General features: G+C 49.9%; 12 protein-coding genes. 11 read left to right on the forward strand and 1 reads right to left on the reverse strand.

Annotation, left to right across the window (positions count from 1 at the left end; genetic code table 11):
- The first annotated feature begins 95 nt into the window (after window positions 1-95).
- The 11 genes from HMPREF3277_RS04375 to HMPREF3277_RS04425 all read left to right on the forward strand — a co-directional run bounded on the left by HMPREF3277_RS04375 (window position 96) and on the right by HMPREF3277_RS04425 (window position 12202).
- Entirely contained in the window at window positions 96-1625 is a 1530-nt protein-coding gene (locus HMPREF3277_RS04375) for an ABC transporter permease/substrate-binding protein (RefSeq protein WP_070870139.1), read from the forward strand.
- Window positions 1626-1752: 127 nt separating this feature from the next.
- On the forward strand, window positions 1753-2001 hold the full coding sequence (locus tag HMPREF3277_RS04380) for a CsbD family protein (RefSeq protein WP_003763541.1): 249 nt from the start codon (window positions 1753-1755) through the stop codon (window positions 1999-2001).
- Window positions 2002-2223: 222 nt separating this feature from the next.
- A complete protein-coding gene (locus HMPREF3277_RS04385) occupies window positions 2224-2973 on the forward strand; it encodes a class I SAM-dependent methyltransferase (protein ID WP_070870140.1) in 750 nt (249 codons plus the stop codon).
- 59 nt (window positions 2974-3032) lie between these two features.
- A complete protein-coding gene (locus HMPREF3277_RS04390; protein WP_070870141.1) occupies window positions 3033-3431 on the forward strand; it encodes a hypothetical protein in 399 nt (132 codons plus the stop codon).
- A 451-nt stretch (window positions 3432-3882) separates the two neighbouring features.
- Window positions 3883-4824, forward strand: coding sequence for a dicarboxylate transporter/tellurite-resistance protein TehA (tehA, locus tag HMPREF3277_RS04395; protein WP_070870142.1), 942 nt, complete (start codon window positions 3883-3885; stop codon window positions 4822-4824).
- Window positions 4825-5062: 238 nt separating this feature from the next.
- The gene (locus HMPREF3277_RS04400) at window positions 5063-6544 is read left to right on the forward strand and encodes a hypothetical protein (protein ID WP_070870143.1); all 1482 of its coding nucleotides are present in this window, start codon (window positions 5063-5065) and stop codon (window positions 6542-6544) included.
- Between the two features lie 721 nt (window positions 6545-7265).
- Window positions 7266-8273 carry a ferredoxin reductase family protein gene (locus HMPREF3277_RS04405; protein ID WP_246830755.1) on the forward strand — a complete coding sequence of 336 codons (1008 nt, stop codon included), beginning with the start codon at window positions 7266-7268 and terminating at the stop codon, window positions 8271-8273.
- Between the two features lie 493 nt (window positions 8274-8766).
- Window positions 8767-9630 (forward strand): SDR family oxidoreductase, encoded by an 864-nt coding sequence (locus tag HMPREF3277_RS04410; protein WP_070656813.1) that lies wholly within the window; start codon window positions 8767-8769, stop codon window positions 9628-9630.
- A complete protein-coding gene (locus HMPREF3277_RS04415; RefSeq protein ID WP_094113466.1) occupies window positions 9617-10474 on the forward strand; it encodes an ABC transporter ATP-binding protein in 858 nt (285 codons plus the stop codon). The genes HMPREF3277_RS04410 and HMPREF3277_RS04415 overlap by 14 nt, the downstream gene beginning before the upstream one ends.
- 155 nt (window positions 10475-10629) lie before the next feature.
- Window positions 10630-11730 (forward strand): conjugal transfer protein, encoded by a 1101-nt coding sequence (locus HMPREF3277_RS04420; RefSeq protein WP_070870145.1) that lies wholly within the window; start codon window positions 10630-10632, stop codon window positions 11728-11730.
- 7 nt (window positions 11731-11737) lie between these two features.
- Entirely contained in the window at window positions 11738-12202 is a 465-nt protein-coding gene (locus HMPREF3277_RS04425; RefSeq protein WP_070870146.1) for a low molecular weight protein-tyrosine-phosphatase, read from the forward strand.
- A 107-nt stretch (window positions 12203-12309) separates the two neighbouring features.
- Here HMPREF3277_RS04425 and HMPREF3277_RS04430 read toward each other — a convergent pair.
- Window positions 12310-12814, reverse strand: a 505-nt coding sequence (locus tag HMPREF3277_RS04430; RefSeq protein ID WP_246830756.1) for a hypothetical protein, incomplete at its 5' end; no start/stop codon positions are given.

Here is a 12814-nt window from a genome sequence, read left to right on the forward strand (position 1 = left end):
AAGGTCGTCTGAAAACGGATTTTCAGACGACCTTTTTCTCTTCTTTGCCCCTTACGCTATACTGTCGGAAATATTTTCAATTCCGACAATTCTTTATGCCCGATTTCCTTCCCGTCCCGCCAGCCGAACTGTGGCAGGCGACGCTTGAACACCTCCGCCTCTCCCTGATTGCCCTGCTTTGCGCCGTCGCGTTGGCCGTGCCGCTCGCCGTATGGCTGGCGGACAAACGGCGTTGGGCGGAAGGTGTTTTGCAGGTAACCAATATCCTGCAAACCATTCCGTCTCTCGCGCTGCTCGGCTTGCTGATTCCCTTTGTCGGCATCGGCTCGCCGCCGGTTTTGATTGCGCTGACGCTCTATGCCCTGTTGCCGATTTTTCAGAACACCTATCTCGGTTTGAGCCAAATCGATCCCGCCATCAAAGAAGCGCACACCGCGTTCGGCTTGTCCCGTTGGCAGGCGTTGTGGCGCATTGAATTGCCGATGGCGCTGCCCGCCATGATTTCCGGCATCCGCACCGCGTCCGTATTGATTATCGGCACGGCGACACTCGCCGCGCTTATCGGTGCAGGCGGTTTGGGCAACCTGATTTTGCTCGGCATCGACCGTAATAACATGGCGATGACGTTTACCGGCGCGCTGTTGTCCGCCCTGCTCGCCGTACTGGTCAGCGGCGGCATCGGCATACTGCAAAAGTCCAAGCGCAAAATGCCGATTACCGCCGCCCTACTTGCCATTCTTATCGCCATCGGTTTGGCACCGATTTTTCAAACGAACCCATCCGCACAAAAAATCACCATCGCAGGCAAGCTCGGCAGCGAACCCGACATCCTCATCAATATGTACAAACAGTTGATTGAAGAAAATAATCCGCGCACGCAGGTGGCGCTCAAACCCAATTTCGGCAAAACTTCATTCCTGTTCAACGCATTAAACAGCGGAGAAATCGACATCTACCCAGAATTTACCGGCACCGTCCTTGAAAGTCTGGTCAAAGTCCCTGCCGAACAGCAAAACCGCCGCCTTTCTCCCGAACAGACCTACCAAACCGCCAAAGACCTGCTCGCCCGACAACACCGGCTGACCTTTCTGCCGCCGATGGCATACCAAAACACCTACGCCCTCGCCGTCAGCCAGGACTACGCCGCCGTGCACAATCTGCACAAAATATCCGACCTCAAACGCGTGCAAAACCAAATCCGCGCCGGTTTTACCCTCGAGTTTACCGACCGCGCCGACGGCTACAAGGGTTTGCAACAACACGGCATACAGTTTCGCCACCTCTCGACGCTCGAACCCGCCCTGCGCTACACCGCCCTCCTAAACGGCAAAATCGACCTCGTCGAAGCCTATTCCACCGACAGCGACCTCAAACAATACCGCCTCGCCGTCCTTTCAGACGACATCGCCCTTTTCCCCTCCTACCAAGGCGCGCCGCTGATGAAAACCGAGTTTGCCGAACAGCATCCCGACATCGTGAACGCATTGAACAAACTGGCAGGCAAAATCAGCGAAGCCGAAATGACTGAAATGAACTACCGCGTGAAAGTAGGCGGAGAAAAGCCGGCGGACGTAGCGCGGGATTATTTGCAGAAAAACGGTTTGATAAACGATAAGGGCAAATGATTCAGGTCGTCTGAAAAACGGTTTTCATTTTGTTGAAGCGGGTTTTCAGACGACCTCCAAGTTGCAACAAGCCACCGATTAGACTATAGTGGATCCTCGATCAACACAAACATCAAGGAAATAAGCCATGAGCGGTAAATTAGACCAAATCAGCGGTAATGTAAAAGAGAAAGCCGGAGAACTGTTAAACGACTCCAAACTCCAAGCAGAAGGCGTAATCCAACAAGGCATCGGCAAAGTCAAAGAAGTTGCCGCCGACATTGAGGAAAAAGCAAGCGACGTATTGAAAAAAGGAAAAGAAGAAGCAGGACATCTGGTTGACGAGGCAAAAGAAAAAGCCGAAAACCTGATTGACGACATCAAAAGCAAGTTCTAATCCATCCTTGTCGTAAACTATGTCAAAAGGCCGTTTGAAACACGATTTCAGACGGCCTTTATTTCAGGCAGCGCAGCCACCCTAAAATCGCCTGCTCCCCATCTAATCAAGCTTTCAGACGACCCTGCCGGATAAGTTAGATAGATGAATCCAATGTTTTAACGGCCTTGTCGAATCCCGACTCGAGATACGCATCGTTCAACCCTCAACAGGAGAAGCACCATGCCTTCCGCCAAGCTCATCCAAAAACTCAAACCCGCCTTACAAAACCCGCTTCCGCCCGAACAAGACGGTATTCTGTTGTGCCTCGATTCCGACAACGTAACGGGCGACAACGCCAAATACATGAACATGTACAACCGCCTCGCCCGTTGGTACGATTTCGGCGAACGCTGGATAGCACGCCTCAGATACGGCAACAGCATCAACGAAATGCGGCGCAGCCTGATGGGCGAACTGGAATGGCGGCAAGACTGTACCGCACTCTACGTCTCCATCGGCACAGGTACCGATTTGAACCACCTGCCCGCCGACATCGACCCCGCCAAGCTGGATTTGACCGGCGCAGACCTGTCGCTCGGCATGTTGGCACGCTGCCGCGACGTATGGCGGAAAAAAGCGGCGGGCTTGGACTTGGTACACTGCAACGCCGAAGATTTACCCTTTGCCGACAATATGTTCGACGTCGTATTCCATGTGGGCGGCATCAATTTTTTCAGTGACAAGCAAAAAGCCATCAACGAAATGCTGCGCATCGCCAAACCCGGCACCAAAATCATGATCGCAGACGAAACCGCCGACTTCATCCAGAAACAATACAAAAAAAGCCTATTCACGCGGAGCTATTTCCAAGACACCGATTTCGACCTGACACAAATCGAAAACTGCATTCCCGAAACCGTGCAGGAAAAGAAAACGCGGCTGCTTTGGGACAACCGCTTTTACTGCATTACCTTCCGCAAACCTGTTTGAAAAACGCCATAAACGCAATCGAGAAGAAATATGCCAAACCATCAAAATCGGAGCATAACATGAACATTCCCTTTGCGGCGGCCGCCCTGCTGTTGGCCGTGGCATTTTTTGCCCATCTTTTTGTCGGCACCCGCGAAACCTTAAGCCTGAAACCCGATGCAGAAAACAGCACGCAACAGGGTACGCGCAACTGGATGCAGGCTGTGTGCGTCTTCCAGTTGGTCAGCGTAGATTTGCTGTTGCTGGTCGCCACAGCCTGCCTGCTTGCGTTCACACGGATTTTCGACGGCATAGAAGCCGCCGCTACCCGTTTTGTTGCCGTTTATCTGGGCCTGTGGTGCACCGTGTGGCTGATACAGCTTAAAATGGCCGGTGCGCGCGGCAAAAATTATTTCCTACTCGGCCAGTGGATATTGTTTTTATTGTGCGCCCTGCTGATGCTGTGGGGCGCGTACTAAAAAACCGCGCCGCCGCCCAGGCAGGGCGGATAGCGCTTAAGGCCGTTTAAAAGTGCAGGCTGCCTTTAAAGGTCGTCTGAAAACACATTTATAGTGGATTAAATTTAAATCAGGACAAGGCGCCGAAGCCGCAGACAGTACAGATAGTACGGCACCGATTCACTTGGTGCTTCAGCACCTTAGAGAATCGTTTTCTTTGAGCTAAGGCGAGGTAACGCCGTACTGCTTTAAAGTCAATCCACTATACTTTTTCAGACGACCTCGGAATCTGACAAGGTCGTCTGAAAACCGAATTTATAAACTCAAATATCAGCATATCCATACCCAAAACGGCTCATGCTGAAACCCAATGTCTCAGGCAAATTTAACGTCTTTATCGGGTCTCAACCCAAGCTGCATTTACCGATTTGAATCGGCTATACTACCGCCTTTCCTTAACACACACATTGTCATGAGTACCAAAAAATTTCCCGTCCCCCTAAGCTATTTCAGCATGCCGTTGGGGCTTTTCGCGCTCGGTTTGTCTTGGCGTTACGGCGCGCGTATCGGGCTTTTACCGACTTGGGCTGCGGAAACGCTGTTAGCCGCCGCCTTTGCACTTTGGCTGCTGCTGGTCATTGCCTACATCATCAAAATCCGTTTTTTCCGCCCCGAATTTTTGCAGGATTTGCAGGATTTGGTGCAATGCTGTTTCATCAGCGCGATTCCGATTACCACGATGCTGGCAGGTTTGGCGGCACTGCCCTACCAAACGCTACCGGCAAAAGGGTTGATTTTGCTGGGAACGGCGGGACAGTTGGCATTTGCCATGTACCGCGCAGGCGGCTTGTGGCGCGGCGTCCATACCCTTGATGCCACCACGCCGATTGTTTACCTGCCCACCGTTGCCACCAATTTTGTCAGCGCGACCGCAATGGCGGTATTGGGTTGGTCGGATTACGCCTGGCTGTTTTTGGGCGCGGGACTGTTTTCATGGCTTAGCTTGGAAGCCGCCATATTGAGCCGTTTGCGCACCGGCACACCCGTCAACGCCCCTGTGCGCGGTATCGTCGGCATTCAACTTGCGCCCGCTTTTGTCGGCTGCGGCGCCTATTTCGCTGCATCGGGCGGGCACATCGACACCTTCGCGCTGCTTTTAATCGGCTACGGCTGCCTGCAATTCCTGCTACTGCTGCGCCTTCTGCCTTGGATGCTGGAACAGGGTTTCAGCCCCAGTTTTTGGGGTTTCTCATTCGGTTTGGCGGCAATGACAGGCTGCGGCTTCCATTTGATCGCCGAACAGCGTTTACTGTTTTTAGGCTATTTCCTCGCCACCGCAGGCTCCGGCTTGGTGATGCTGCTGTTGCTGGCGACTTTGAATTTAGCGAGACAGGGACGGTTGTTGGTGAAATGAAAAATCGTGCGGCTTAAAGCTATTGCCGAAAGGGCGTGGATGTACACGATTTCAGGTCGTCTGAAAGCGGAGTTTCTGAGAAGTTAAAAGGCTACCTGAAAAAAGCAGCCTGCACTTTTATAACCCAAAGTGCAGGCTGTTTTTCATATTTTCAGACGACCTTTTTATTTAATTGGGGTGTTTACCATCATTCAAACAAGATATAATTACTAAAATAACAAGCACCTAAGGAAAGAATATGTCTATCCGCAGCACAAAATTTGTTAACGAAATAATTCCTCTATGGAAAGAAATTGAAAGCCTATTAAAAGATATCAATGTAAAAGGCTTGTCTACAGACGATCGAAATGAAATTGCTCACTCAAAAAAAGTTGTAGCTTATTTTTCAGGAATGCTTGATGCAATCGATCCTGATTTCATACCTATGCAGGTTTTAGTTAATGTCATAAGCCCTATAACATATATAAAGAGCAATCTAGTAAGTTACATTAATTCATCTAATATTAGTTATATTAAGGATATTAATAATAATTACTTGGATACTTTACTTAGAGATCTTATGCCTTTCATTTTTTACAAAGGAAACGCTGGTAGAGTTTTAACAACTGCTTTAGAACAATATGCCGAAGCAATGACGGAGCATTCAAAACATTATCTAGAAGAACTCCAAGAATATTCTGAGAGGAATAAAAATATTACAAGAGATGCTGAAAATATTCTTTCTGATTTATCTGAGAAACAAGAAAAATTTGAGAATTATAATAATGAACTCTTTGAAAATGATGGTTTAGAAAGCAAAATAGCTGGCTTGGCAGCTGACTTTGAGAGTAAGCATAAAGAAATAGATAAATTATACCAATCCACTTTTGATGAAGATGGGTTGAAGAATGAATTATATAGCTACCTTAATGATGCAAAAGAGGAAAGTTATAAAATCAAAGATCTAAAAAAAACCTCTTCTCAAGCATTAAAGGAATTAGAAGAATTTCATGAAGAGATATTTGGAACGGAAAATGAAGATGGAAAGAAAGAAGGAGGTCTGAAAAATGAACTTGAAACCCGCAAGCAGGAATTAGATGATTTTAAAAAGAAACAACAAGAACGTTACAACGAATTAAATAAACAAATTGAAAGCCTTTTACCTGGAGCAACGTCTGCCGGCTTATCTAACGCATATAATGCAATGCGGAAAAAATTTAGCAAAGATGTAGCATCTTATGGGAAATGGTTTTATTGGGCACTGGCAATTTTATTTATTGTTATTGTTTCTGTAAATATAAATTTCAGCTCTCTTTTAAACTATATTTCAAGTATTTTTTGCAAAACTGAAATAATTACTCAAATTGAGCAACATAATAACGATAGTTCTATAGGAATTACTTTAATTTCTATTTTAAAAGGATTGATTTATAAGTTACCGTTTATTTTACCTGCATTTTGGTTAGTGATGTTTGTATCCAAACGACGTAGTGAAGCGCAAAGACTTGAACAAGAATATGCACATAAAGAAGCACTGGCAAAGTCTTATGAAAGTTACAAAAAACAAATAGAAAAACTCAATGAGGAAGAACAGAGTAAACTATTACCAATATTGATGGAAAATATGTTAAAAGCAATTGCATTAAATCCAGCAGATACATTGGATAAAAATCATAAAGAACCAACACCAATTGAAGAAATTGTAAAGAAAAAAGAAATCTTAGAATTTATAGAAAAATAAAAAGAAATAGTTACATCCAAGCCATAAAATAATAGTAGATTTATGTGAAAAAAGGTCGTCTGAAACCTGAACTGCACCCCAAAAGTTGGACATCCCCTCCAACTCACAAGGTGCAGTTTTTTTATGAGCAAATATACATTACCACAAACCCTCCATAAAATGACTGCACTTTACTTACTCAACCATACAAAACATTAGACAGGAGCTTTATATGCAACAACGTATCCAAATCCCACGCAACTGCATTGAATTGACGGGTGTGATTTTTATCCCTGAAAATTTCGATCCTTGAGCGCGCTGCTTCCGCCAAGAAAGAACTGGTACGCATTGAGGGCGCAACCCACGTTTCTTTAATATGATAAAGACGCAGACAAAGCGGTTGAAAAACTGGCGGGTTTCTTTAAGAAAAACCTGTAGTTTTAAGCAATATCATGCCGCTTGGAGGCCACCTGAAAAAATAGCCTGCACATTCGGAAAACGAAATGCAGGCTCTGCTTTTAAGGTCGTCTGAAAACTCAAAAACCAACCTGCACTTTTCAGACGACCTAAGCAGGGAAATGAGATTGATAAACCCAATTTTTTAAGCAGTTAACAGTTCTGTTAGGTCTCCGCCCAGCCTTCCCTTACATCCCCCAATAATTTCCATCTAATTTTCCCCACTTACAATCGCCCCACAAACAGCGCAGACCGCTTCATATTCCCATCCGTAAGGACCACTACCATGAAAAACATTAAATTTACCCTAGCCATATTTTTCGGCGGCATATTCGCTTTATGGCTGCTTGCTACATCATTTCCAGACCAGTGGGGCGTATTTCCGGTACGCAACCTATTGCTACAACTAACTGGCACCATCAGCATACTGGCCATGAGTGGCTGTCTGATACTTGCCGTGCGCCCCAAAATACTCGAAACCCCGCTCGGCGGGCTGGACAAAATGTACCGCCTGCACAAATGGTTCGGCATCATTGCCCTTTCAGGCAGCATCCTGCACTGGACCAGTAAGCAATTCCCCAAATGGCTGGTAAAGCTCGGTCTGTTTGACGGCAAAAAGCCGCCACGCCCGCCGATACAGGAAATATTGACATTAAAAGATTGGCTGGCTACCCAACGCCACTTTGCCGAAGAAGTTGGCGAAATCGCTTTTTATGTCGCCATCGTCCTGCTTGTCGCCGCCCTCATCAAACGCATACCCTACCGCTGGTTTGCCAAATTCCACATCCTTATCGTCCCCGTTTATCTCGCGCTCGTGTGGCACACCACCGTGCTGGCAAATTTTGCCTATTGGTCGCAACCGCTGGGATGGCTGCTCATCGCAGCCTTACTTGCAGGCATCGCCTGCTCGCTGATTGCCCTGTTCAAGCGCATCGGCAAACCGCAAAACGCCACCGTATCCGCCCTAAATCAAAACGGCAATCTGCTCTCCCTGACCCTGAACGCCCCGAAATGGCAGGGACACCGCGCAGGACAATTCCTCTTTTTACGCACACACGGAGAAAGCCACCCCTTTACTATCGCCTCCGACTGGCAGCCTAATCACCAACAACTCACACTCGTTGTCAAAGACTTGGGCGACTACACCCGCCGCCTGCCGCAACGCCTGAACATCGGCGACACCGTGCAAATCGACGGCGCATACGGACGATTCGACTTTTCCGATGGACAAGCGCAAATCTGGGTCAGCAACGGTATCGGTTTTACCCCATTTCTCGCACGGCTCAACGAATAAGCCAAACAGCCCGCCACCCAGCCGACAGACTGGTTTCATGCCGATAGAAACCTGCCTGCCGAAACGCTCGCCCACTGGCAAAATTTAGCGCAGCAAGCCAATGTCAATTTCCACTATATCCCCTCCGAAACCCAAAGGCTCACCGCCGAACATATCGGGCAGACTGTCCGCGACAGTGCAAACCGCAGCCTATGGCTTTGTGGCAACCGCAATTTCACTCGCAGCATCTCAGGCAGCCTAAAAACGCGGTCGCAACATTTGGAATTCTTCGAATTCCGCTAAACAGTTGCAAATATAGGGCAGCGTGAAATACAGCCCTAACCTAGCCCAAACAAAATAGTCCACACCTTCAAAACGAAGTTGTGGACTGTTTTTTGCTTTTCAGACGACCTTTACTACTTCTAAAAGGTCGTCTGAAAATCCGTCTACCCTAAAGCCACTTTTTCAGCTACCCTTCCCCTATTATTTTCCTCCACTTCCCAAGGAGTTCCTCATGAACATCGCCATCACTGGTTCCAGCGGCAACATCGGCGGCATGGTCGCCCGTCATCTGAACACACGTGGTCTGCCGCTTATCCTGCCGCTGCGCAACCCCGCCAAAGCGCCCGTTCTGCCGAACTGCGAAGCGCAGCGGTTTGCCTATGGCGATTTGGAGCTTGCCGAGCAGGCGTTAAACGGGGTGGACGTGCTGTTTATGGTGTCCGCCGCCGAAAGCCCGACGCGTGAGCAAGAGCATTTGACTTTGGTGCAGGCTGCTTCGGAAGCGGGCGTGCAACACATGGTCTATCTCTCTTTTGCGCAGGCGGCGTTGGACAGCACCTTCACGCTGGCGCGCACCCATGCGGTTACCGAAAATGCAATCCGGCAAACAAATATGCGTTACACCTTTCTGCGCGACAATTTTTACAGCGAGATGATGGCAACGATTGCCAACGCAGACGGCATCATCGCAGGTCCTGCCGACGACGGGCGCGTTGCCTGCGTTTCGCAGCGCGATGTCGCCCAAGCTGCGGCAAACGTCATCGCCGACATCGCGTGCGGCAACCACCGCCACGATAATCAGACCTATACGCTGACAGGTTCCCAATCATTAAGTTTTGCTGAAATAGCCGCCGTCTTAACCGAAATCACCGGCAAACCGCACCGCTACCATAATGAAACCGTGGAAGAAGCCTTCGCCAGCCGCAAAGCCGCGTACCCTGATACGCCCGACTGGCAGATTGAAGCGTGGGTTTCCACCTACACCGCCATTGCTAAAGGCGAACTTGCCGCCGTTTCAGACGACCTGCCGAAATTGCTAGAACGCGAGCCGCGCCGTTTTGTCGAAGTTGCAAAGGATATTTATGATGCAGCCTGAACATACTCCCTTAATCGAATTCAAAAACGTCAGCAAACGCTACGACAACCACACCGCTGTGAACGAACTGAACCTCACCATTTACCAAGGCGAGTTTTTCGTGTTGGTGGGCGGTTCGGGCAGCGGCAAATCCACTACGCTGCGCATGATTAACGCGCTGACCGAGCCGACTGACGGCGATGTTTATTTCAACGGCAGGCGTATCAAAGATTACGACATCCGCGGGCTGCGCCACCGCATCGGCTATGTGCTGCAACAAATCGCCCTGTTCCCCACTATGACCGTGCGGCAGAATATCGAACTGATGCCCGACATTTTGGGCTGGGACAAACCGAAGCGCACATCGCGCGTGAACGAACTGCTCGAGCTGGTCGGTATGCCGCCCGAAACCTACCTAAACCGCTATCCGCACGAACTCTCCGGCGGCGAACAGCAACGCATCGGCATCCTGCGCGCCATCGCCGCCAAACCCGACATCCTGTTGATGGACGAACCCTTTTCCGCTCTCGACCCGCTCGCCCGCGCTTCCCTTCAGGAAACGGTTTCCCTGATACACAAAAAACTCGGCACCACCATCGTTTTCGTTACCCACGACATGAGCGAAGCCGCCAAGCTCGCCTGCCGCATCGGCGTGATGCACCAAGGCAGGCTGGTGCAGGTCGATACGCCGCAGGATATTCAAAACCATCCGGCGGATGATTATGTGCGCTCCCTGTTCGGCGCGGCGCAGCCGGAAAACACCGCCTCTGCTGACGAAGTCATCAATCTTTATCGCCGTTTGGATGCGGACGGCAAAGCGCGGGTAAGGGAACACTGGGCAAAAGAAGAAAGAAAAGAAGATTAGAAAAGGGTCGTCTGAAAACGTCAAAATGGTTTGAGGCAGCTTGCGATATTTGTTTGAACGCTGCCGAAGCGTCGTTTTCAGACGACCTTTTCCCAATCCGTATCCCGATATTGTTATAATCCGAGCTGTCCGGACAACCACCGATTTATATCCATATGAATACCTTCATCCTCCACGACACACGCCCTTATCCGCAGACTCCGGTTAAAAACCATTTACTGATAAACGCCTCACTGCTCGCACACGGCACGACCGCCGCAACCCGCAAGATCGCCGTGGGGCAGTTGCAAACCGAAATCCGCAGCCAGCTTCATCAAAACTACTACGTCAACCTGTCCGTCGCTATGACCATGGCGCCCGATGTAGAGACCTACAACGCGCTGATGCAGAGCATCAACCAAGTGTTATCCGCCGAAAACGACGACGAAGCCCAATGGTTTGCCTTGCCCGTCGTCATCGTCGCCGGCTGCAAACAGGAGCGATCGCTGTCCCTGACGCTGCCTACCGAGGCACTGACCGCCTGCCTGTCCAACTATCCCCACTTGCGTGCCTTAACGCAAAACACCCAATGGCTGCCCTTCCTCGCCCATTCAGACGACCTAAGCGGCATCACGCCCGAACAGTGGTGGAAGGCGAAACAAAACAGCGAATCCGCCGCCACGTTCCTGCAAACCTTTGAAGACAAACCGCTGATCTGCCCCGAAGGGCAGTCTGTCCACGTCGTGTACGCCTTGGGCTACGGTGACAAAAACCTGCAAACCGCCTTGGGTGTCAACCTGCAACAGGCTGGCCTGCCGCTGATGCAGGTTTGGCAGGAAAGCCTTGCCGCCGCCGGCGTTACCCTCTTCACCAACCCGCTGTCCCCGAACACCCCGCTCCAAGCCCTGACCGACGGCAGCCACACCCGTCAGCGCATGGCGATGGACGTGTTCGCCACCAACGCCATCCGCGCCATCCGCATGCAGAGTCCGCGCGTCGGCGTCGTCATCGCTGCAAGGGCGGGCGGGCAGATTCTGTTCGGTTTCAACGCGACCGACAGCGCGTTTGAAGTCGTCCCGCAAGTGTTCGTGTGGAACCTTTCGTCTTCCGACAACATCGCCGTCATCCAACACAACTTCCTCGACCTGATGGCGGAATGCCGCGTCGAGCATATCCGCATCCTGCACGACGTTTTGCCGGAAAATGCCGACCTGCCGACCTACGCGCAGTCCCTGTCCCTGGACGGACACAACCCATTCTTCTCCGAACACGCCTAAACCGCCTATGAAAAACCATTCCGTACTCTTCGTCTGCCTCGGCAACATCTGCCGCTCACCCATGGCAGAATACGTCCTGCGCCACCGCGCCCGCGAAGCAGGCGTAGCCCACCGCATCCGCACCGACAGCGCAGGCACATCCGGCTGGCACGACGGCGAAAACATGCACCAAGGCACGCGCAAAACCCTCGCCGCCCACGGTATTGACCACCAAGGTTTTACCAGCAGCCAAGTGCGTTCCGAAGATTTTGATGAATTCGACTTCATCATCGCCATGGACGACAACAACCTTGCCGAACTGGAAAAAATGTTCGGCAAACACCCCGACAAAATCTTCAAACTCACCGACCTCATCCCCGAAAGCGGCTACCGCCACGTCCCCGACCCATGGTACACCGGCGACTTTGACGAAACCTTCAGGCTTGTGGACGCAGGCAGCGTCGCGTTGCTGAAAAAGCTGGATTTGGTTTGAATCGGTTGACAGCGTTTAAAGTTGAACGCAACGCAGTAAAAAAGGTCGTCTGAAACCTCAAATTTGGGTTTCAGACGACCTTTTTCCCTATCTTTATTTATGCAGGCTTATGAGGGCTGCCCGATTTTCCTGACCTTCTTAGCATGCAAACACGCAATAATCACCAAACAGGAGACAACGAAATATACACCCGAAACAAACATAAACAGCATAGACATCAAGCCTTGCCCCATATCACCGCAGCAAAGCGGCGTCGAATTGCTCCAATACAAAAACAGATAGGCGCCATTAAGAATCGATGTCGCCCAAAGAGAGGCAGGCATATATCGCTTGAAATAAAGATAAGGCAGGCATAGGAAAAATTGCACCAACAGACCAAACCCGGCCATCTCAAGCGCCTCCTTCGGTTCATTCGCCCCTAAATCAAAATATTGCGCCCAAGCATAAGACCATAAGGTCATAACGATGACAATCACAACAGCCGCGCTCAACAAAGAAAAAACCCGCTGTTGCTTGTTTTGAAATTGAAAAAACACGATACGTCCAAACCTCCTCAGAGCGGCACTTTCAAGCCCATTGATATTATAGTGGATTAAATTTAAATCAGGACAA

Source organism: Neisseria sp. HMSC70E02, from assembly GCF_001838645.1.
Classification (GTDB): domain Bacteria; phylum Pseudomonadota; class Gammaproteobacteria; order Burkholderiales; family Neisseriaceae; genus Neisseria; species Neisseria macacae.